General features: G+C 38.3%; 20 protein-coding genes and 1 riboswitch. Of the genes, 6 read left to right on the top strand and 14 right to left on the bottom strand.

Features of this window, described 5'->3' with window-relative positions:
* The first annotated feature begins 38 nt into the window (after positions 1 to 38).
* Positions 39 to 1,019 (top strand): metal-dependent hydrolase, encoded by a 981-nt coding sequence (locus COJ96_RS23520; RefSeq protein WP_098576237.1) that lies wholly within the window; start codon positions 39 to 41, stop codon positions 1,017 to 1,019.
* 97 nt (positions 1,020 to 1,116) lie between these two features.
* Here COJ96_RS23520 and COJ96_RS23525 read toward each other — a convergent pair whose 3' ends face one another.
* A complete protein-coding gene (locus COJ96_RS23525) occupies positions 1,117 to 1,386 on the bottom strand; it encodes a YfhJ family protein (protein WP_098576238.1) in 270 nt (89 codons plus the stop codon).
* A gap of 126 nt (positions 1,387 to 1,512) precedes the next feature.
* On the opposite strand from COJ96_RS23525, the gene COJ96_RS23530 reads away from it, so the two are divergent.
* On the top strand, positions 1,513 to 1,689 hold the full coding sequence (locus COJ96_RS23530; protein WP_098576239.1) for a small, acid-soluble spore protein K: 177 nt from the start codon (positions 1,513 to 1,515) through the stop codon (positions 1,687 to 1,689).
* A gap of 67 nt (positions 1,690 to 1,756) precedes the next feature.
* Here the strand turns inward: COJ96_RS23530 and COJ96_RS23535 are convergent, their stop codons facing one another.
* Positions 1,757 to 2,074 (bottom strand): YfhH family protein, encoded by a 318-nt coding sequence (locus tag COJ96_RS23535; RefSeq protein ID WP_098576240.1) that lies wholly within the window; start codon positions 2,072 to 2,074, stop codon positions 1,757 to 1,759.
* Between the two features lie 89 nt (positions 2,075 to 2,163).
* Between COJ96_RS23535 and COJ96_RS23540 the strand changes: the two genes are divergently transcribed.
* Complete coding sequence (locus tag COJ96_RS23540; RefSeq protein ID WP_098576241.1) at positions 2,164 to 2,841, top strand: SDR family NAD(P)-dependent oxidoreductase; 678 nt, start codon at positions 2,164 to 2,166, stop codon at positions 2,839 to 2,841.
* On the opposite strand, the gene recX is transcribed toward COJ96_RS23540, so the two are convergent.
* Complete coding sequence (gene recX / locus COJ96_RS23545; protein WP_098576242.1) at positions 2,836 to 3,666, bottom strand: recombination regulator RecX; 831 nt, start codon at positions 3,664 to 3,666, stop codon at positions 2,836 to 2,838. The genes COJ96_RS23540 and recX overlap by 6 nt on opposite strands.
* A gap of 76 nt (positions 3,667 to 3,742) precedes the next feature.
* Here recX and COJ96_RS23550 point away from each other — a divergent pair, with 76 nt between their 5' ends.
* From COJ96_RS23550 to COJ96_RS23560, 3 genes are all read left to right on the top strand, one after another.
* Positions 3,743 to 4,651: a TIGR01777 family oxidoreductase gene (locus tag COJ96_RS23550; protein WP_098576243.1), complete on the top strand. Its 909-nt coding sequence runs from the start codon at positions 3,743 to 3,745 to the stop codon at positions 4,649 to 4,651.
* A 120-nt stretch (positions 4,652 to 4,771) separates the two neighbouring features.
* Positions 4,772 to 4,906 (top strand): YfhE family protein, encoded by a 135-nt coding sequence (locus COJ96_RS23555; protein WP_081825373.1) that lies wholly within the window; start codon positions 4,772 to 4,774, stop codon positions 4,904 to 4,906.
* Positions 4,907 to 5,022: 116 nt separating this feature from the next.
* The gene (locus COJ96_RS23560) at positions 5,023 to 5,211 is read left to right on the top strand and encodes a YfhD family protein (RefSeq protein ID WP_098576244.1); all 189 of its coding nucleotides are present in this window, start codon (positions 5,023 to 5,025) and stop codon (positions 5,209 to 5,211) included.
* A 262-nt stretch (positions 5,212 to 5,473) separates the two neighbouring features.
* Here COJ96_RS23560 and COJ96_RS23565 read toward each other — a convergent pair whose 3' ends face one another.
* The 11 genes from COJ96_RS23565 to argJ form a co-directional block, all read right to left on the bottom strand.
* The gene (locus COJ96_RS23565) at positions 5,474 to 6,178 is read right to left on the bottom strand and encodes a glycosyltransferase family 2 protein (protein ID WP_098576245.1); all 705 of its coding nucleotides are present in this window, start codon (positions 6,176 to 6,178) and stop codon (positions 5,474 to 5,476) included.
* 30 nt (positions 6,179 to 6,208) lie between these two features.
* Positions 6,209 to 8,056 carry a glycosyltransferase gene (locus COJ96_RS23570; protein WP_098576246.1) on the bottom strand — a complete coding sequence of 616 codons (1,848 nt, stop codon included), beginning with the start codon at positions 8,054 to 8,056 and terminating at the stop codon, positions 6,209 to 6,211.
* 227 nt (positions 8,057 to 8,283) lie between these two features.
* Positions 8,284 to 9,522: a homoserine dehydrogenase gene (locus COJ96_RS23575; protein WP_098576247.1), complete on the bottom strand. Its 1,239-nt coding sequence runs from the start codon at positions 9,520 to 9,522 to the stop codon at positions 8,284 to 8,286.
* A gap of 77 nt (positions 9,523 to 9,599) precedes the next feature.
* Positions 9,600 to 9,708: riboswitch (SAM riboswitch) on the bottom strand.
* A 143-nt stretch (positions 9,709 to 9,851) separates the two neighbouring features.
* Positions 9,852 to 11,228: an argininosuccinate lyase gene (gene argH / locus COJ96_RS23580; RefSeq protein ID WP_098576248.1), complete on the bottom strand. Its 1,377-nt coding sequence runs from the start codon at positions 11,226 to 11,228 to the stop codon at positions 9,852 to 9,854.
* Between the two features lie 60 nt (positions 11,229 to 11,288).
* Positions 11,289 to 12,500 (bottom strand): argininosuccinate synthase, encoded by a 1,212-nt coding sequence (locus COJ96_RS23585; RefSeq protein ID WP_098576249.1) that lies wholly within the window; start codon positions 12,498 to 12,500, stop codon positions 11,289 to 11,291.
* Between the two features lie 84 nt (positions 12,501 to 12,584).
* Positions 12,585 to 13,562 carry an ornithine carbamoyltransferase gene (gene argF / locus COJ96_RS23590; RefSeq protein WP_098576250.1) on the bottom strand — a complete coding sequence of 326 codons (978 nt, stop codon included), beginning with the start codon at positions 13,560 to 13,562 and terminating at the stop codon, positions 12,585 to 12,587.
* Positions 13,555 to 16,782, bottom strand: coding sequence for a carbamoyl-phosphate synthase (glutamine-hydrolyzing) large subunit (gene carB / locus COJ96_RS23595; RefSeq protein WP_098576251.1), 3,228 nt, complete (start codon positions 16,780 to 16,782; stop codon positions 13,555 to 13,557). The genes argF and carB overlap by 8 nt, the downstream gene beginning before the upstream one ends.
* Positions 16,769 to 17,845 (bottom strand): carbamoyl phosphate synthase small subunit, encoded by a 1,077-nt coding sequence (locus tag COJ96_RS23600; RefSeq protein ID WP_098576252.1) that lies wholly within the window; start codon positions 17,843 to 17,845, stop codon positions 16,769 to 16,771. The genes carB and COJ96_RS23600 overlap by 14 nt, the downstream gene beginning before the upstream one ends.
* A gap of 5 nt (positions 17,846 to 17,850) precedes the next feature.
* Complete coding sequence (locus COJ96_RS23605) at positions 17,851 to 19,050, bottom strand: acetylornithine transaminase (protein WP_098576253.1); 1,200 nt, start codon at positions 19,048 to 19,050, stop codon at positions 17,851 to 17,853.
* Positions 19,050 to 19,847 carry an acetylglutamate kinase gene (gene argB / locus COJ96_RS23610; protein ID WP_098576254.1) on the bottom strand — a complete coding sequence of 266 codons (798 nt, stop codon included), beginning with the start codon at positions 19,845 to 19,847 and terminating at the stop codon, positions 19,050 to 19,052. Before argB ends, COJ96_RS23605 begins: the two co-directional genes overlap by 1 nt.
* A 15-nt stretch (positions 19,848 to 19,862) precedes the next feature.
* Positions 19,863 to 21,092 (bottom strand): bifunctional ornithine acetyltransferase/N-acetylglutamate synthase, encoded by a 1,230-nt coding sequence (argJ, locus tag COJ96_RS23615; protein WP_098576255.1) that lies wholly within the window; start codon positions 21,090 to 21,092, stop codon positions 19,863 to 19,865.
* Between the last annotated feature and the right edge of the window lie 24 nt (positions 21,093 to 21,116).

The raw sequence follows: 21,116 nt of genomic DNA on the forward strand, positions 1-21,116 counted from the left end.
ATGTTTGACAAGAATTATATTTGAAGGAGGATTTCCTTTTGGATACAGGAACACACGTTGTTATGGGTATTGCTATAGGTGGTTTGGCAACTCTTGATCCTGTTGTCGCTAGCAGCCATGCCGCCACCACTAGTGTCTTAATTGCTACGATTGCCGGATCGCAAATACCTGATATTGATACGGTTTTAAAGTTGAAGAATAATGCCATTTACATTCGCAATCATAGAGGCGTTACCCATTCCATTCCAGCTGTAATTTTGTGGCCGCTTCTCATAGTTGCCGTTATATATCCGTTTTTCACTGGAGCTAATCTATTTCATTTATGGGCATGGACATTTGCAGCGGTCTTTATTCATGTATTTGTTGATATATTTAATGCTTATGGAACACAAGCACTCAGACCCTTCTCTTCAAAATGGGTCGCCTTAGGAGTCATCAATACCTTTGACCCCGTTATCTTTGGAATTCATATTCTTGGAATCATTATTTGGGTATTAGGAGCTGATCCCGGCTATACCTTCTTAGTCATGTATGCCATCATTGTCGGATATTATATCATGCGCTTTAAGGCAAAACATCGTGTAATGGCTGAGATAAGAAAAAAAATACCGGATGCAACAGATATAATTATCGCACCAACAATGAGGTTCCATCAATGGAGAATTGCTGCCATGAATACGAAACAGTTTTTTGTAGGAAAGGCGATAAATAATGAAGTCGAGATATTAGATTACTTTAACCGAATTCCCGTCCCAAAGACCCCAGTAATTGAGGCAGCAAAGAAGGATAAGAATCTGTCAGCGTTTTTATCTTTTTCACCAGTCTATCGGTGGGAAGTGGATGAATACACCGATTTTTATGAAGTGCGCTTTATTGATTTACGTTACCGGAGCAATGGCCATTATCCGTTTGTTGCTGTAGTTCAATTAGATTGCGACTTGAAACCGATTAGTTCCTATACTGGCTGGGTATTTAGTGAAAAGAAATTACGGAAAAAATTAAGCATCATTCCAAGTTAAAAAAGCGCAAGCGCCCTGGAAAGCGGCGTATGGCCTCCTCGAAAGCGCCAGCATCTTATCAGTAAAAAAAGCGGTGACGAAAAGTCACTCGCTTTTTCTAGTTTGAGCTATTTTTTTCCTGCTTCAGAAAGTCCTTGTATTTTGGGTTGGTTGCCACAAATTCGTGTAACTTTTCCCCATAGTTTTCAATCCATTGCTTAACAATTCTCTCAGTCATGTCACTACCCTTATATTCTCTGCCTGCCTTTGCGTAGGTTGTTTCAAAATCTTCCCAAAGCAGTTCCACCCATGTCCTTGCTTGGTTATAGCTTAGTTGGTTATTTTTACTTAATAGCAGATTTGCTAATTCGTCATGGTAACTGTTCATGTTCACACCTCATTGGCAATTTCTTTTAACATAACCTAAATTAATAAAGCAGATACTAATGGTACGTGGTAAGCAATGAGAATGCTTTGCTTTTCACGTGCTCTCATTCCATTTTGGAGGTATAGCATGAGAAATAAAGAAACTGGGTTCCCAAATCAAAATAACAATAAACTCGAGGGAGAACCTCGGGCTAAGGCAGAATATGCTTCAAAAAGAGCAGATGGCACGATTAATACTCATCCACAAGAGCGCATGCGTGCATCTGGAGAGCGCGACGACGAATCGCCGCAAGTGTATAAATAGATAGCCATTAACATTGTTAATAAAGACAAGCCAAAGATTTACTCTTTGGTTTGTCTTTTCATTTTTTCTACTTTTTTAACAAAGAGATTGGCAAGGCCTCTTCATGGCCATCCCCCTTAAGACGATACCCCCATGCAAACACACCGTTTAGATAGTCAATTTTAAAATATTGGCCTGGACTACCCTCGATTTCATAAAGTTCTCCTGGTTTAAACTCATTTGGATTCATTAGGTATGCTTTTGCCATTTGAACCTTTCGTTCTAGAACTGCAAACTCACTTACCATTCCCATTTGTTCTGCTTTTCGTGCTTGCTCCTGAAGTATGCCAATTTCCTGACGTAATTCATGTTCTGTCATTGTACTATAGCGTTTGTCCTGCTGCATTATTCATTCACTCCCTATTAATCCCTTTATTTTAGTATAGTAATTTTTATATAATTAATAAAGTTTGAAATCAATGAAGGAGATTAGATATGAAAACAATCATAATTACTGGGGCTGGTTCTGGATTAGGAAAAGAATTGGCACACCTTTTTTCACAGAAAGGTTATCATCTACTTCTTACTGGGAGGACGGTTGAAAAGTTAACATCTGCTAGGGATGAAATTGTTGCTAATGGGGGAAAGGCTGATATTCTGCTCTTAGATATTCAAAACGGCGATGATGTATCAAAAAAAGTAAAAGAAATAAGCCATACATATACAATTTCCGGATTAGTCAATAATGCAGGTGTTGGGCATTTCGGTCCATTTGTCGAAATAAATGAACAAGACATGGTAGAAATGATTAATACAAATGTTTTGGGTACTCTTTTGATGACCAAAGAAATTTTACCTTATTTACTTCAAACGACTGATGGAAGAATAATGAATATTATTTCGACTGCAGGTTTGCGCGGAAAAGTAAATGAAGCCGTCTATGCAGCAAGTAAATTTGCTGTTAGAGGCTTTACAGAAAGTTTGCAAAAGGAATATGAAGATCACAGCATTAAAATAAATGCCGTTTATATGGGCGGTATGGACACTCCATTTTGGGATCATACCGACCATGTCAAAGACCCTTCCCGTTTCCGTACTCCAAAAGAAATTGCAGAGATGATTATGGAACAAATCGATCAGGACTCCATTATTATTGAAAGTAAAAAATCATGACTCTTCTTGGTCATGATTTTCCACTTCTCCAAGGTATGATTCAATCAGTTCCATTGGGAAGCCTTTTCGATATAAAGCTTGCTTCATCTTTTGTTGAAATTCAAAGCCGCTGAACTTACTATATTTTCGGAGTGCCTTCTCACCTTGAAATCTGATTGCCTTCATATCCTCATCAGCATCGTTGTTTACTGACGCTTCATTAACGGCAATATTAATGACATCGTATGAATAACCTTTTCTAAGCAACAGGTTCTCCAGCTTTTGTTTTTGGATTTTTAATGATTCTTTAGCTTTCTTTTCGTAAAACTTTCCGCTTATTTTTGCAGCCTTTTCAATTTGCTGCTCCAACGGATATTCCCCTAAGGCAAGCATGATTGTGCCTTCATCAATCCCTTTTTCCTTCAGTTCCATTTTGATGTTCGTTGGACCTTTGTCAGTAGTATTTGCTTGGGTTCGTACATAAGCAAAGGCAAATTCCTCGTCATTTATGTATTTCAATGCGGATAGTTTATGGATAATTTCATTAATGACAGGTTCTTCTATTTCCTTTGAAGTAAGGTAATCCTTGATTTCTTTTTCAGACCTCATCCTTCTTGATAAATAATGGATGGCTTTGTTATATGCTTTACGTATGTCGTCTTGATACTGAATTTCCATAAAGGAGAAATCGTCAAGTTCCATCCCTTTTTTTAATTGGAATTTGATCAGAACATCACTATCGACACTGAAGGCGAATTCCTCTCCCTTCCCCTTGCCGTAATCCATAAAAATATTAAAGCGATCCTGATTTTTTTGCTGAGTGGTGATCTTAGTAATCGTAGCCATGTCATTCACCTCAACATTACTTTACCATAATCCTCATAAAATATTGTAAGATAAACGTACTAAGGGGGCGGAAAAATTGAAAATTACCATTGCTGGTGGAACGGGCTTTGTAGGGAAAGCTCTGACGGAGCAATTGTTGAAAAACAATCATGAGGTAATCATTTTAACTAGAGGCAGAAAAAACACAAATGGAACTAATCGAATTCGTTTTGTTCAATGGCAAAGTGAAAATTCAAGCCCCATACAAGAACTTGAGGGTACCGATATTTTTATTAATCTTGCTGGCGAATCGATCAATGGCGGGCGGTGGACACAGCAAAGAAAAGAAAAGATCTTAACCAGTCGCTTAAATTCTGTTAACGCACTGCTAGATATCATTTCTAAATTAAGGACTAAACCAAAGTCACTGATTAATGCAAGTGCTATAGGCATTTATGGAACATCTTTAGTGAAAATTTTTACGGAAAAAGAAAACCATGGGTTCGGGAATGATTTTTTGTCAAATACAGTGCAGCAATGGGAAAATGAGGTGAGCAAGGCCTCTCGGTTAGGAATACGGACTGTTTTTTGCAGATTTGGAATTATTCTGGATAAACACAATGGTGCCCTGCCTAAAATTGCCTTCCCTTACCAATCATTTTTTGGCGGGCCAATTGGGAATGGACGTCAATGGATGTCCTGGATCCATATTGAGGATGTGGTCAATGGTATACTGTTTATTATCGAAAATGAACAAATGGCTGGCCCCATTAATTTTACTGCACCCCATCCTGTAACGATGTCTGAATTTGGAAAATCACTTTCAAGTGTATTGCATCGTCCTTACTGGCTGCCTGTCCCAAGTGTTGCTCTACGACTGCTTCTTGGTGAAATGAGCACATTGGTTGTTGATGGGCAAAAAGTACTCCCGGAGATGCTTTTAGACAATGGCTATCCATTTAAGTACTCAAATCTAAATTTGGCATTAAAAAATATATTTTCATAAAATCCGTATCATTCCTTTCTTAAAAGGTAAAAATGGAAATAAGTACATAAAGTGCTTCTATTTTTTACCACATAGCTTGATGACGATTAACTAAAAAAATTGTTGAAAGGAATGAGCAAAATGGCGGAAAAGAAGAAAAAGGATAAGGATCGTGGAAAATACTCTCTAACGAGTATGCAAGAGGTATCTTATCAAAGAGAATTTAAAATGGCAGATCGTGCTGGCGGCTTTCACGACAAGAAAACGAGACTATAACTATCGAAAGGTTCTGCTGAAGTATTTTCCATTCATGGTTCCCTTTTAAGTTGTAAATCATAGTAAAGGGAGCAATTCTGCTCCTTGGATGTTAACAATGAAAGGGGTTTTTAGTAATGGGGCGTATGCATAATGGAACTGGTAATAGTAATAAAAGTTCACTTCCACAAACACCTAAGAACCTAAAAATTACAGATGGAAATGACGTCGAATATTCTGCAGAATTTGCAGACCATGCAGACCTTGAGGCACAAGCACGAGCGAACGCAGCGAATCAGCGGGTACAAGCAAAAAGAAATAAATAAATCTTTATGAAAGATGAATTAAAAAAGAAGCAGGGCTTCCTGCTTCTTTTTTTAATTCAGGGCTTTGTGATAAGTCTGTTGATTTGCGCTCCAGGTGCTTCGCTTCAATCAACAGGTGTATCAATAAAGGTCAGAAACTCAATAAATAATGTTACGCAAAGGAAGCTAACCAAACTGAATAGAAATGTATCTTTAATGATAAATGAACTGGTCCTCCTAATTGTAGCCTTCAGGATTATAATAATTATTGAAAAATATTTCTTTATAACGAGTTCTGCAAATCCTCATTATTTTTTGACACTAATGTTTGGAAATCATCTGTAAAGGCGATTATTTCTCCCCATTCCATTAGTTCATTATCGGAAATCTTCCACGTATGTTTATCAGCGTCATTTCTGATAACCGCAAAATGAAATCGGTCAGTTGAAAAGACCTTAAATCCCTTCTCCTTACATTGTTCAATGAAAAAGAAATCCTCAGCTCGATTTACTTTTTCAAATGGAACTTGTTGACAGACAGCTTTTCTAAACATTAAGGTCGCTCCAGCAACAGTGTCTGTGATTGAATTCTCATTACCTGTTACATGGATCAGCGCTTTTTTATTTTTAAAATAGATAAATACGGAGTTTTTTCCGATAATAGAAATATCTTTATTTTTAAAAGCAGCCATCGAACTTTTAATGTAATCGGGCCCATAATAGTCATCGTCATCAAATTTGGCAATAATATCATAATTTGATTTCATAATCCCAAAATTTAAGCAGTCACCTAAAGTTGCCTTTTCGTGTAGTTGATAAATCTGGACATTACGATATTTCCTAGCCTCAGTAATCCATCTATCCATATTCATAGAATCCTTATTTAGGATAATGATCAACTCTTTATTCTTCCAGGATTGCTGTTTATAATTTTTAAAAACATTATTGATATTCTCATCTCTTATTGTACAAGTAATAATGGAAACCACTCTCTCACTCCTTTAACGCTGAGAATTATTTTATGAGTTCATGATCTTATCTAAAACGGTGGTTAAATTAGTAAACTTTTTAAGTTTTTTAATCGAATTAATTTCTTTTTTCAGCTCATTTATGTCCTCAGAGCCAAAGCCTGCAGCTCCTAAGATATTTATGTGACGGATGTCGATTTGAAGTAAAAGGACAATTGTTTCAAGTATGTGCATGAATTTTTCTTGGAATTTTTGAAATTTCCCTGGATAAGATTGAATGAGTAATTTATATTCTTTTAATAGCTTACTCATTGTTAATAAATCAACAAGACCTGAAATCTCTAATCCGAGTACAAGTACATCGATGTCATGATGCTTCGAAATAAACAGTCCAAGGTTGTTAATTGCTTCTTTCCATTTGCTTTTGCCTACAGGGTGTTCTTGATGATAGGTAATCAAATCATTTCCTGTAATATATGTGGCCCCCATTTTATATAAACGATATCCTAGTTCCCAATCTTCGTAACCGTACAGAACAAAGTCTTCATCGAACAATCCTGCCTGAGTAATAAACTCTTTTTGAATGGAAACATTCCCTGTAAGAAATGCCATCCACGGAAAGGAAAACCCTTCTAAGTCAGCAGCAAAATTGTCGGTTATCGTTTGGAACCATGGGTATGTTACAACCCCAATATCCTTGAAGGCTTTTCTTGCAATATCACTTTTTTCCAACAACGGGTACGGTTGTTTAATTGAATCTTTATATTTATTAAACCTAGAATTAAGCAAATTATCTTTTTTTGTTAAAGTGGCAATCGTGCAAATTTTCTCTGGAGTAAATTCAGGAAAGATGCATGAATAGATGATTTTTGAGTGCATTACCCCTGATAAAATATGCTTATTTTTTGATTGATGGAACTTTTGATGTTTTTCAACAAAATCAGGTTCTGTTATCATTTCTGCATCAAGAAAAATAAGAGTGCTCCCTCTTGCTGTACGAATGCCCAAATTTCGTACGCTTGCTCTTCCTAGGTTCTTTTCATTTCGTATATATTTGAAATGATAGGGAGGCATATAGCCTTTTAGCTTTTCTTCCGTTTGGTCAGTTGAAGCATCATCTATAAGGATAACTTCCATTTTTGAAGGATTGAACGTTTGATATTCTAGTGAGAAAAGAGTCAGGAGATTTAGTGGATATTTATTTAGGGAAGGAATAATGATACTTACTTCAATATCTTGGCTATCATTTACTGGCGTTTCTTTATTAAGTTTCTCTTTGGTGCTTGTGTCCTTGTTATTTGAGGACTTTTTGGTTTTTGGATTTACTTTCTGTGGTTCTTGTTTATTTACAGTTGGAATTGGCCAAACACCATATAGCCCTTTTTCGTTTCCTGTAAGCTTTTTATTCATAAAATTATTAAGATTTTGTTCTGTCCTGCAATGATCCCACAGTCTGATTTCGTTAATATCACCATTAAAGAACAGACCTGGCAGACCGCCAATCATCCCAGATGGGTAGACAAAGTCTTTAATGCTTCTAACACCTTTTTTTACAAACTTCCCATTAATAAATAGCTGCGGCTCTCTTTCATCATAGACAACCGCAATGTGAATTAGATCATTAATACTTGCTTCATGGACTAACACCGCATATATATTCTCATTCGTATGTTCATAAATCGTTATTCCATTTAGTCCAATTGAAACACTAACTCCTGCATCATTATCGGTCATCCCTTGTCCTGGCCCAATCACATAATTCGTTCCTGTACCATCCACTGACTTTTCCCGAGATTGCTTATCGATATGATGAACATTTTCGGGTAATACCCAAAATTCATAGGTAAATGTATTTTTCAGATTCGTTAATAAACGACCATTTAGGCTATTCCATAACATGACGCACCTCTTCAATTTACTTTTATAAGTAACTAGTCCATTTGGGTTTTGCTTTTACACAATATGTATACCATTTGATTTTGACTAGACTTATCCCCATTTATAGGTTGCTTTGTATATATTTTTTTGGTTTTTGTCGATTCCCTCCAATTAGGAGCATAGAAATTCACAAAAAAAAGAGCTTATGCGCTCTTTTTACGGAATAATTGCTTATGATTTTAATCAAACTATATGGCGGCTAATGTCACTTCTTTATCATTGCTTTCCATTTCATACTCCCCTAAAATTTGAAAGCAACACTTTATGTTTTGTTCACTCATTAACTGTTTAATTAACTCCGTATTTGTCCGGATAATTGCTGTCTCCTCACTAGTTTGAGTAATCCATGTGATCAATGGGTTTTTAGTATCCTTTGTGAGACCTTGAATTATCCATAATTCGTCTGCATGCTCTTTTTTATCTCCTAAATGAATTGCTGGCGTCTTTGTGAAATACTTATTTGTCCGCTTATTTTGACAGACATAAACTAAATCTTCAATTGCTGCACTTGCTGTTGGAAACATGCCGGCACCTGGTCCTTGTAATGTAATACTACCAACAAGATCTGTGTAAACATTAACAGCATTTTCTACCCCTTCAATAGAATAAAAAGGATGAGACTTTCCAACAAGGACTGGTCTAACAGCGGCTTTAATTTGATCATCTTTCTTACTTATACTTGCAATATGTTTAAACCTAAGTCCAAGTCTTTCAGCTGCCTCGATTAATTCACTTGTAATTGAAGTAATCCCTTCTCGTTCTACATCCTCCCAATTCGGTTCCTCACCAAATGCAATTCTGCTTAGAATCATTGTTTTATAAAAAGCATCAAAGCCCTCGACATCATTGGTTGGGTCTGCTTCAGCAAACCCCTTTGCTTGTGCTAAACTTAGGGCGTCAGCAAAGGACTGCTTCTTCTCACGCATTTCTGTTAAGATGAAATTCGATGTTCCATTTAGTATACCTTGGACGTGATGAACACGGTTTACATTTAATAGCTGCCTTAAGGTTTGAATAACAGGTATACCACCCGCAACTGTCGCCTCGTAACCTACTGAGACATTATGATGTTTTGCTAATTCGAGCAGGTCATTCCCGTGGTGTGCAAACATTTCTTTATTAGCTGTAATTATGTGGCATCCTCTTTGAATCGCTTGTTTTATAAATGTAAAAGTGGGTTCTTTATTGACGATTGCTTCGAAAATAACATCAAGTTGAGGTAGACTTAAAATTTCATTGAAATCTGCAGTGACTAGTACATCTTCATTAATATTTCTCTTTTTATGCTTATTTCTAATTAGTACGGCTGCGACTTCGACCCTTTTTCCTAATACTCCCTCAAGTTCTTCTGCATGGGATTGTATCGTTCTATAAACACCTTCCCCGACTGTTCCGAAACCTAGAATCGCTACTTTTATCACAGACATATTGATCCACCCTTCATTGATAATAGACATGGCTAAATAGAAAAAACCCTCTTCATAAGAAGAGGGTTAGTTTCCTCCTCTTATCTGTCAGGTAAATAACCTGCAGGAATTAGCACCTTTTCAAGATTTACCTTGATGGTTGCCGGGCTTCATCGGGCCTAGTCCCTCCGCCGCTCTGGATAAGAGTTTTATGTAATTGTTTGATTAAATTTCCAAGTTATAAAGAGAATTCTAGTTGAATCCATTGCTGTTGTCAATATTATTTGAAATTTCTTTTAAATGATTTTAGAAAACAAACCTACCGTATGGCAGGCTTGTAAAAGTCATATTTATTGCTGCAGTTTTCCCTCTGCAAGCTTGATTTGTTTCTCGACTTGCTCTGGTGATGTTCCACCAAAGCTATTTCTTACACTAACCACATGCTCTGGAGCCAATACCACATAAATATCTTCCTCAAATAAAGAACTGAAGCCTTGATATTCTTCAAAGCTCAAATCGAGCAAAAATTTATTATTCTGAATCGCATATAAAACGATTTTTCCAATTACTTCATGAGCATCACGGAAAGGCAGACCTTTTCTTACCAAATAATCAGCAATATCTGTAGCATTAGAAAAATCATTGTTGATCGCCTTACGCATGATATCTTTATTAACGGTCATGGTTTCAATCATCGGGGCTAATAACATTAATGAACCTTCCAGCGTTTCAACGGTATCAAACATACCTTCCTTATCCTCTTGTAAATCCTTGTTATAAGCTAGAGGTAAGCCTTTAAGAACGGTCAGCAAGCCGATTAAATTGCCATAGGTACGGCCTGTTTTACCGCGCAGAAGCTCTGGTACATCTGGATTTTTCTTTTGCGGCATAATACTTGATCCTGTGCAGAACGAATCGTCCAGTTCAACAAACTGAAACTCCTGACTTGACCAAATGACAAGTTCTTCTGATAATCTGGAAATATGAGTCATGATAATCGAACCGATGGATAAAAATTCAAGAATAAAATCACGATCACTAACAGCATCCATACTGTTTGGATAAACCGTTTCAAACCCCAATAACTCAGCGACACGTTCACGGTTTATCGGAAAGGTTGTTCCTGCCAATGCCCCTGAACCAAGCGGGAGCCAATTGATGCGCTTCAAACTATCAATCAATCGCTCTTTATCACGTTCAAACATCCAAAAATACGCCATTAAATGATGAGCGAAGGAGACAGGCTGAGCTCTCTGCAGGTGTGTATATCCAGGTATTAAGGTTTGGACATTCTCTTTCGCTTGCTTAATTAATGCCTGTTGAACATCTTCAACTAACTTAATAAGTTCCGTCGTTTTTGTTCTTAAGTACAGATGCATGTCGGTAGCCACCTGATCATTACGGCTGCGCCCTGTATGAAGTTTCCCACCGACCGGACCAATTTTTTCAATTAATAGTTTTTCAATATTCATATGGATATCTTCGTCTTCTACTAAAAACTCAACCTCATGATTATCTACCAGGTTTTTTATCGAGAGAAGACCATCCTTAATTTTCTCGGCATCCTCTACGGGAATGATACCGCACTCTCCCAGCATTTGCACATGAGCGAGACTTCCTGCGATATCCTCCTTAGCTAGCTTTTGATCAAAAGATATTGAGGCTGTAAATTCCTCTACTAGCTTATTGGTTTCTTTTGTAAAACGGCCGCCCCATAACTTCGACATGTAGTGTTCCTCCCTACCCTAATAACAGAGCCCTCGAAAAGGACTCGAGGGCAATCCGAATTATTTTAAAATAGATTCCTTTTTATTCACTTCTGAATAGACTTTCGTCGGTAAGCCCCAAATCTTAATGAATCCTACGGCTGCATTATGATCAAACGCATCGCCTTTAGAATATGTTGCAAGTTCCTCATTGTATAAGCTGAATGGAGACTTTCTGCCAACAACTGTATGATTCCCTTTATGAAGCTTGACGCGAATGGTACCTGTTACTGTCTTTTGCGTTTCATTAATAAATGCATCAAGGGCTGGCTTAATAGGAGAATACCAAAGTCCTTCATAAATGATTTTAGCCATTTGCTGTTCCACTTGGGCCTTAAATTGAGATACCTCACGAGTTAATGTTAAAAACTCCAATTCTTTATGAGCATTGATTAAAATGAGTGCAGCAGGGTTTTCATAGACTTCACGAGATTTGATCCCTACTAATCTATTTTCAATATGGTCAATACGGCCAACACCATGTTTGCCGCCAAGCGCATTTAGCGTTTCAATTAATTGTACAAGCGGAAGTTTTTCACCGTTAAGAGCAACCGGTACCCCCTGTTCAAATTCGATTTCAACATATTCTGCTGTATCAGGAGTTAATTCAACTGGATTCGTCCAATCGAAGGCTGCTTCTGGTGCCTCAGCCCATGGATCTTCCAACACGCCTGCCTCACATGCACGGCCCCAAATATTGGCATCAATTGAGAATGGATTATCTAAATCAACGGGAATTGGAATACCGTTTTCCTCTGCATATTTGATTTCTTCGTCACGAGTCATTCCCCATTCACGAACTGGTGCAACGACCTTTAGGCTTGGGTTTAAAGCTTGAATAGAAACTTCAAAACGAACCTGGTCATTTCCTTTCCCTGTGCAGCCATGGGCTACAGCAGTTGCTCCCTCTTTTTCTGCTATCTCCACTAATAATTTAGAGATTAATGGACGAGAAAGAGCAGATGATAATGGATACTTTCCTTCATATAAGCAATTAGCTTTTAAGGCTGGTAAAATATATTCCTTCGCTAATAATTCTTTCGCATCGATCATATAGGCTTTTACTGCACCAACATTTAGTGCTTTATTTTTAATTGCTTCTAGGTCTTTACCTTCGCCAACATCCAGACCCAATGCAATCACATCGTAACCATATTTTTCTTGAATCCATTTTACTGATACGGATGTATCTAAACCGCCGGAATAGGCTAGAACGATTTTTTCTTTTGTCATTTTATAATTCTCCTCTTACTAAGTCTGTATTTTTATCCAACTGATAGAATTATTATACAACAAGTTCCATAGAAAAAGAAACTATTATTCTAGTAAAAGTTTTAAAATTGCTTTTTGAGCATGCAGGCGGTTTTCTGCTTCATCAAAAACAACTGAATGTGGACCGTCAATAACCTCTGCGGTTACTTCTTCACCACGGTGTGCAGGCAAACAATGTAAAAAGATAAAATCATCTTTTGCAAACTTGCACAGTTCATTATTTACTTGGAAACCTTGGAATGCCTTCAATCTCTTTTCTGTTTCTTCTTCCTGACCCATGCTGGTCCACACATCTGTGACTACCACATCTGCGCCTTTAATCGCTTCTTGGGGATCATTTGTAATGATTAGTGAACATCCAGTTTGTTTCCCCACTTTGATGGCGTCCTCGGTTATTTTACCATTAGGCAAATAGCCTGGTGGACTAGCAATGCTAATATCCATGCCGACTTTCATGGCACCCTCCATTAACGAGTGGGCCATATTGTTATTACCGTCCCCGATATAACATAGCTTTAAGCCAGCTAATTTCCCTTTATGTTCTAGTATTGTTAACAGATCTGCCAACACTTGAGTTGGGTGTTGAAGATCGGTTAAGCCATTTATAACCGGTACTGTTGCATGTTCAGCTAATTCCTCTACTGAATCATGTGAAAATGTTCGAATCATTAATCCATCCACATAACGGGATAACACTTTAGCCGTATCTGATATGCTTTCTCCTCTTCCTAATTGGATATCCTTTGAACTAAGGAATATCGCATGTCCTCCGAGCTGCAACATTCCTACTTCAAATGATACTCTTGTACGGGTTGAGGATTTTTCAAAAATCATTCCTAAAACCTTACCGGCTAAATACGGATGTGGTTTGCCTTGTTTTTGGAGTTTCTTCATCTCTACTGCTTCATTTAATAGATAAAGGATTTGATCTGTACTGAACTCAGAAAGCTGTAGGAAGTCTTTTCCTTTCAGCTTCTGAATAGTTTTTTTACTAGTTTCAAATAAATTAATCGCCTCACCCATGAATGGCACCTCTCTCTTCTAACTTGTAATATTCATTCACAGATCGTACCCCAAAATCGGATCGTGGACCTTTTTCAAGATCAATAATCGCCTCAATTGTATCTAAGTGTGTAAATACAGGTACCTTGTAGCGAACAGCATGCTCGCGAATCTGGAATCCAAATTTAATTTTATTTCGACCTTGATTCGGTATGTTAATAACAGCCTTCATGGACTGGTTTCGGAAAAGATCGAGGACCTCATCATCGCCCTTAATTACTTTTTCAACAGGAATTCCATTGTCTTGAAAATAGGCAGCTGTTCCTTCTGTTGCAGCAATCTTGTATTGTTTTTTTACAAGTTGTTGCATGATTGGAAGTGACGATTGCTTATCCCGATCGGCAATAGAACAAAAAAGATAATTTTCCTCAGATTGACCACCTAGGGATGGAATAGATTTTTCAAGAGCCTCTTGATAGGTTACTCCCATACCAAGTGCCTCACCTGTAGATTTCATCTCAGGCCCGAGCACATGGTCTACACCTTTAAGTTTACTAGATGAAAACACCGGTGATTTAACCGAAAAATAATCAGGTTCGTCCATTAGTCCCTTTGTTGAACATAAATCGGTAAGGGTCTCTCCTAATTGAACACGTGTTGCCCATTCAATCATTGGTATTCCTGTCACTTTGCTCATGATTGGGACCGTTCTGGATGAACGAGGATTGACTTCAAGTACATACACCTGTTCTTGATAGATGACAAATTGAATGTTCATGATTCCAATTACCGGTGCTGAGTTAGCTATTTTCCCAGCGTAATCAATTAATGTTTCTTTCACTTTTTCTGAAAGTGACACTGGCGGGAACACTGAGATACTGTCGCCAGAATGAACACCAGCTTTTTCTATATGTTCAAAAATTCCTGGTACGACGATATTTTTCCCATCACAGATGGCATCGATCTCGCATTCTAGTCCAGGTATATATTTATCTACTAATAAAGGCCACATGGAGGCTTGCGAATTTTTCTCAAGCTGCGCTATATATTGGTTCAATTCCGCTTCTGAAAATATCGTAAACATCGATTGGCCGCCAATGACATAGGACGGTCTTACTAAAACTGGATATCCTAACGCAGCCGCTGCTTTTTTCAGTTCTTCGGGGTGTGTTACGGTCTGCCCTTCAATATGTGGAATATTTAAATCCTCCAACAGCTGATAGAATTCTTTTCGATCTTCTAAACGATCGACATTTTCCACGGTCGTGCCTAAGATATTTACTCCCTCTTCTTTTAATGCATGGGCTATGTTAATTGCTGTTTGCCCGCCAAACTGGATCAATACACCATCGACCTTTTCTTTATCGATGACATGAAGCACATCCTCAGCGGCGAGTGGTTCAAAATAAAGGCGGTCCGCAACAGAATAATCGGTACTAACTGTCTCAGGGTTATTATTAATAACCACTGCCTCGTATCCTTTTTTCTTAATTGCTTTTGCTGCATGTACCGAGCAGTAATCAAATTCAATTCCTTGCCCGATTCGAATCGGACCTGAACCAATAACAAGAATCTTTTTCTTGCTTGTTACCTCAACCTCGTCAAATCCATGCCAGGTAGAATAATAGTAAGGAGTGACGGCATCAAATTCTGCTGAACAAGTATCCACCATCTTATAGCCTGGTTTCAAGTTCAGTTCTTTCCATTTGCTTCTTACTTGTTTCTCTGGAATGGCATATATTTGAGATATTAGCTTATCGGCGATATTATTTCGTTTTGCCTGTTTAAGCAAGGAAACAGGCACATCACTCCAGGTATAGGACGCCAATTCCGCTTCTAACGTAACGATTGAGCTAATTTTGTGTAAAAACCATGAATCAATCTCGGTGATTTGTTGAACTTTTTCAAAAGAAATTCCTCTTCTAAAGGATTCTGCAATGATGAAAAGTCTCTGGTCATTTGCTTGTTCAAGAAGTCCAATTAAGTTCTTTTCATCCATTGTTTTATTTCCCTCAAGACAAAGCCCATAAACATTCATTTCCATCGAGCGAATTGCCTTGTTTAAGGCTCCTTCAAAGGTCCGATCAATCGCCATTACTTCCCCAGTCGCCTTCATTTGCGTTCCTAAAGTTCGATCTGCTTCAGGAAATTTGTCAAAAGGGAAGCGAGGTAGTTTCACCACAATATAATCAATCGCTGGCTCAAATGAGGCAAACGTATTACCTGTTATTGGGTTCACAATCTCATCCAAATGATACCCAATCGCACATTTCGCTGCCATCCGGGCAATTGGATAACCAGTTGCTTTAGATGCAAGTGCTGATGAACGGCTCACCCGTGGATTTACTTCGATAATGTAATACTGATTCGATGCTGGATGCAGTGCAAACTGGATGTTACAGCCGCCGATAATCTTTAATTCTTTAATTACTTTTATTGAAGAATCACGAAGCATTTGATACTGGACATCTGTTAATGTTTGCGATGGAGCGACGACAATCGAGTCACCTGTATGAACACCAACTGGGTCCATATTTTCCATATTGCAAACAATGATGCACGTATCATTGGCATCTCTCATAACCTCATATTCAACTTCTTTCCAGCCTTTAATACTTCTTTCTACTAATACTTGATGAATAGGACTAGCTGCTAAGCCTTTTTTTAGAACAGTTTCAAATTCTTCTTCATTGTAAGCAAAGCCGCCGCCATCTCCTCCAAGTGTATATGCGGGACGAATAATAACTGGATATCCAATTTCTTTAACGAAGGATACCCCTTCCTCGAAGCTGTGAATAATAGCTGATTCAGGAATGGGCTCTCCAATTTCAAGCATCAAACTACGGAATTTCTCTCTATCCTCGCCATTTTTGATGGACTCGACAGATGTTCCTAATAATTCCACATTGTATTTACTTAAAATGTTTTGTTCGTAAAGTTCAACGGTTAGATTCAAGCCAGTCTGGCCGCCTAAGGTGCCAATAATTCCGTCTGGTTTTTCTTTCTTGATGATTTTTTCAATGGTCTCCACATTAAGCGGTTCAATATATACCTTATCGGCAACTGCTTCATCCGTCATGATGGTTGCCGGGTTATTATTAATTAAAACAACTTCTATTCCTTCTTCTTTCAAAGCAATACATGCTTGTGTGCCTGCATAATCAAATTCTGCGGCCTGCCCAATGACAATGGGGCCTGATCCAATCACTAATACTTTTTTTAAGGATTTATTTAATGGCATATACTGTCTCTCCCATTGATGCTATCTGACTTACGAAATCTTTTAAGATATACTCTGTATCACTTGGCCCCGGATGGGCTTCTGGGTGAAATTGTACAGTTTGAATTGGAAAATTCTTATGCTTCAAACCTTCAATCGAACGATCATTAACGTTTCTGTAGCTGATATCAAATACTTTGCTGTCAATACTTTCATCAACTACAACATATCCATGGTTTTGAGCAGTGATTTTCACTTTTCCAGTCATTAATTCCTTTACTGGATGATTGCCGCCGCGATGTCCATAGGCTAATTTAGTTGTTTTAGCCCCATATGCAAGGGCTATTAATTGATGCCCTAGACAAATTCCTAGTGTAGGATAATTTTGGCTTACCTTTTTTATTTCCGGAAACCACTTTTTCAATTCCATCGGGTCCCCAGGGCCGTTACTCAATAGGACACCATCTGGATTTAAGGCTTTGATTTTTTCATAAGGTGTATTGTATGGAACAATGGTAACCGCACAGTTCTCATCCAGCAGGGCGTTAAGAATTGACTTTTTGTATCCAAAATCCATTAGCACTACATGCGGACCGCTGTTTTTGAAATATTGAATTTTTTTGGTCGATACTTTCTCAACCCAAAATGAGTTAGTATTTGATTCTAGATTTTCATTATTCTTTGTTTTGCTTAAATACCCTTTTACCGTCCCGCGGCTGCGAATGGTTTTTACTAAAAGTCGAGTATCAACTCCCGCAATCCCAGGAACTCCTGCTTCTTTAAGATTTTCAGAAAATTTATTGATGGATTGATAATGGCTTGGTGTTTCACATAAATCACCAATGATAACCCCAGACAATGCTGGTGTGACACTTTCATTGTCCATTGCATTTATTCCATAATTTCCGATGATCGGATAACAGAATGTAATGATTTGTCCAGCGTATGATGGATCGGTGATAATCTCTTGATACCCAGTCATGCTAGTATTAAAAACCACTTCTCCGAGAGAGTCTTTTTCGGCACCAATTAATATTCCTTCAAAGACTTCGCCCGTTTCCAAAGTAAGGTATCCATTCTGCAAACTACTCACACGCCTTTCTCAATACTTTGGAAAGTTTTTTCCAATGCTTTAATAAATTCATTTATTTCTTCCGATGTAACAGTTAACGGTGGTAAAATCCTTACCACATTTGGACCGGCTGTAAGAATCAGAAGGTTGTTTTCGAGTGCTTTTTGAACGATTTCTAGAGCATTCGATTCAACAACAATTCCTTTTAACAGACCAAGTCCGCGGATGTCTTTTATCAATGAATACTGTTCCTTCAAGACATGCAGTTGTTTATCTAAGTATGTTGCCATATCGTTTGCTTGATTTAATAGGTTCGTGTCATTTATATGTGTGACCGTTGCGACTCCAGCAGCTGTGGCTAATGGGTTCCCTCCGAAAGTACTGCCATGACTGCCTGGGTCGAAACCTTTGGCTGCTTCCTCATTAGCGATAATCGCTCCAATCGGAAAACCTGAGCCAAGCCCTTTGGCAATACTAATGATGTCGGGTTCAATTCCGTATTGTTCATAAGCAAAGAGGGTACCAGTTCTGCCAATCCCTGTTTGAATTTCGTCAACCATCAGGAGTATTTCTCTTTCCTTACAAATCTTCGCTAATTTTTTGACCCATTCTTGGTTTGCCGGGATGACTCCACCTTCACCTTGAACAAGTTCTAGGAGAACAGCTGCAGGCTCAATCGTATAGAGCAGCTCCAACGCTTCTTCATCATTAAATGGCAGATAACTAAACCCTGATACTAATGGAAAAAATCCCTGCTGAATTTTTTCTTGTCCTGTAGCCGATAAGGTTGCTAGGGTTCTTCCATGAAAGGATTGCTGAAAGGTGACAATTTCAGGTGCTTCTTTTCCCTTCACTTTGTGGGCATATCTTCTAGCTAATTTAATCGCTGCCTCATTAGCTTCGGCTCCACTATTACAAAAGAAAACCTGGTCACCGCAGCTTTTACCCGTAAGAAGCGCTGCCAGCTTCTCCTGATTTGGAATATTATAGAGGTTTGAACAATGCCACAAGTTTTGCAATTGCTCCTCAAGTGCAGCTTTTACAACATCTGGGACATGCCCTAGGTTACAGGTTGCTATACCGGAAGTGAAATCTAGATATTGTGCTCCCTGTTCATCCCATACATAGCTCCCTTTCCCTTTAACTAGTGTGACAGGGAAGCGGCTGTATGTTGCCATCACTGGCGAGGTCAGGGAGGTGGAATTATTGATAGACATTACGCGATCCCCTCTTCTAAGACAATTTTTGTGCCGGTCATTTTACCGTTCGTATAATCTATTAAACTGCTTTTTTCCGATCCATTGATAATACTAACTTCAGGAATTTGGTGGACAAGGCCATCAATGGCGGCTTTTACTTTAGGTATCATTCCACCATAAATGGTTTTATTATCGATCAGTTCCTCGATGGTTGCCTTTGAAACTTTATCAAGTTTTGTCTTTGCACCATTTTTTTCAACCAAGATTCCAGGTATATCACTAATGAAGCAAAGATTTGCACCCAATGCTTTGGCAATCGCTGAAGCAGCAATATCGCCATTAATGTTATATCGCTGCCCGCCAGCATCGATGCCGACCGGAGAAATGACTGGAACATTACCTTGGGCAATGATTCCTTCGATTACTTTATGGTTGACACCAATTACTTCACCAACGAATCCTAATGTATCTGCATTTTCAGTTGGTTCAGCTTGTAATAGGGAACCATCTACACCACTTATGCCAATCGCCTTGCCCCCAACTTCGATAAGGTTTCGGACAACTTGTTTGTTGACAGAGCCGCTCAATACCATTTCAACAATATCTAATACTTCGTGATTGGTTACTCTTAGACCATTCACAAAAGTGGTGTCAACGTTTAGATTTTTTAATAAAGATGTAATTAGTGGGCCCCCGCCATGGACGATGATGGGCGTCCATTCGCCTCCTTTATGAAGTGCGACAATATCTTCATAAAAGGACCTTGGGAGATTATCTAACACACTTCCGCCGCACTTAATGACTATATATTTCATTCTTTCGTCCCCCTCTTATGTGCGGTAGGATGCGTTGATCTTCACATAATCATAAGTTAAGTCGCATCCATAAGCTGTAGCGCTATATTCACCTTGGTTTAATTCAACACTCAATTTAACAATTTCGGATTCTAAGTATTCTTTTACTTCTTCTTCAACAAAGTGGCTTGGCAAACCATTTTCAAATACTGTGAAAGGTCCAATCGCCACTTTTACCGTGTTAGGTTCAACCGCTACACCACTGTAGCCAATAGCAGTAACTATTCTCCCCCAGTTTGGATCTGTTCCATAAATTGCAGTTTTAACAAGGTTTGAGGATATAATTGCTTTGCCGACTGCACTTGCTGCGTTTTGACTGTATGCGCCATTCACTTGAACTTCTACTAGTTTTGTAGCACCTTCACCATCTCTTGCAATTTTTTTAGCAAGTGACTCACAAACAATTTTTAATCCTTGTTTGAAAATTTGCCATTCTGGGTGATCTTTTGTTAGTTGAGTATTCTCTGCTAATCCATTCGCCATAACGAGAACCATATCATTTGTACTTGTATCACCATCAACGGTAATCATATTGAATGTTTGATTTGTTACATCTCGAAGTGCTGCAAGCAGATCTTCTTGCGCAATGTTTGCATCTGTTGTAACAAATCCAAGCATGGTGGCCATGTTTGGATGGATCATTCCAGACCCTTTAGATGCTCCCCCAATGGAAACAGTTTTTCCATCAATTTTAAATTGAACTCCGATATGTTTGACACATGTGTCTGTTGTTAAGATTGCATTTTTAAAGTGATTTTCATCTTGATTCTCTGGATTTAAGAGTTGTTTTATTCCTGTTAACACTTTATCCATCGGTAACAGTTCACCGATAACACCTGTTGAAGTAACAGCTACCAGATGGTCTTGTAATCCCAACTCGTTTGCAAAACTTTTTTGCATCGCGAATGCATCCATTAATCCTTGTTCCCCTGTACATGCATTGGCATTTCCAGAGTTCACGATAATGGCTTGAACCTGGTTTTCCTTTGCGATACTTTCTTGGGTGACTAATAATGGAGCAGCTTGAAAGATGTTGGTTGTATATACTCCTGCAGCCGTAGCAGGAACCTCTGAAACGATATATCCTAAATCAAGTCGTTTTCTTTTAATTCCACAGTGCATTCCGCCCGCTTTGTATCCCTTTGGTAAGGTTACACTACCTTCTTCTATAACAACGATTTCGTTTGTAGATGTTGCTTGTGTCAATTTAATTTCCCCCTTCAAATTCCC

The organism is Bacillus sp. AFS073361, from assembly GCF_002567005.1.
In the GTDB taxonomy this organism is placed as follows: domain Bacteria; phylum Bacillota; class Bacilli; order Bacillales; family Cytobacillaceae; genus Neobacillus.

Excerpts from the sequence above, each read along its gene's own strand:
- COJ96_RS23525 (WP_098576238.1), bottom strand. The coding sequence starts at position 1,386 with ATGAACAGTTACCATGACGAATTAGCAAATCTGCTATTAAGTAAAAAT.
- COJ96_RS23530 (WP_098576239.1), top strand. The coding sequence starts at position 1,513 with ATGAGAAATAAAGAAACTGGGTTCCCAAATCAAAATAACAATAAACTC.
- COJ96_RS23535 (WP_098576240.1), bottom strand. The coding sequence starts at position 2,074 with ATGCAGCAGGACAAACGCTATAGTACAATGACAGAACATGAATTACGT.
- COJ96_RS23540 (WP_098576241.1), top strand. The coding sequence starts at position 2,164 with ATGAAAACAATCATAATTACTGGGGCTGGTTCTGGATTAGGAAAAGAA.
- recX (WP_098576242.1), bottom strand. The coding sequence starts at position 3,666 with ATGGCTACGATTACTAAGATCACCACTCAGCAAAAAAATCAGGATCGC.
- COJ96_RS23555 (WP_081825373.1), top strand. The coding sequence starts at position 4,772 with ATGGCGGAAAAGAAGAAAAAGGATAAGGATCGTGGAAAATACTCTCTA.
- COJ96_RS23560 (WP_098576244.1), top strand. The coding sequence starts at position 5,023 with ATGGGGCGTATGCATAATGGAACTGGTAATAGTAATAAAAGTTCACTT.
- COJ96_RS23570 (WP_098576246.1), bottom strand. The coding sequence starts at position 8,056 with ATGTTATGGAATAGCCTAAATGGTCGTTTATTAACGAATCTGAAAAAT.
- COJ96_RS23575 (WP_098576247.1), bottom strand. The coding sequence starts at position 9,522 with ATGTCTGTGATAAAAGTAGCGATTCTAGGTTTCGGAACAGTCGGGGAA.
- argH (WP_098576248.1), bottom strand. The coding sequence starts at position 11,228 with ATGTCGAAGTTATGGGGCGGCCGTTTTACAAAAGAAACCAATAAGCTA.
- COJ96_RS23585 (WP_098576249.1), bottom strand. The coding sequence starts at position 12,500 with ATGACAAAAGAAAAAATCGTTCTAGCCTATTCCGGCGGTTTAGATACA.
- argF (WP_098576250.1), bottom strand. The coding sequence starts at position 13,562 with ATGGGTGAGGCGATTAATTTATTTGAAACTAGTAAAAAAACTATTCAG.
- carB (WP_098576251.1), bottom strand. The coding sequence starts at position 16,782 with ATGCCATTAAATAAATCCTTAAAAAAAGTATTAGTGATTGGATCAGGC.
- COJ96_RS23605 (WP_098576253.1), bottom strand. The coding sequence starts at position 19,050 with ATGTCTATCAATAATTCCACCTCCCTGACCTCGCCAGTGATGGCAACA.
- argB (WP_098576254.1), bottom strand. The coding sequence starts at position 19,847 with ATGAAATATATAGTCATTAAGTGCGGCGGAAGTGTGTTAGATAATCTC.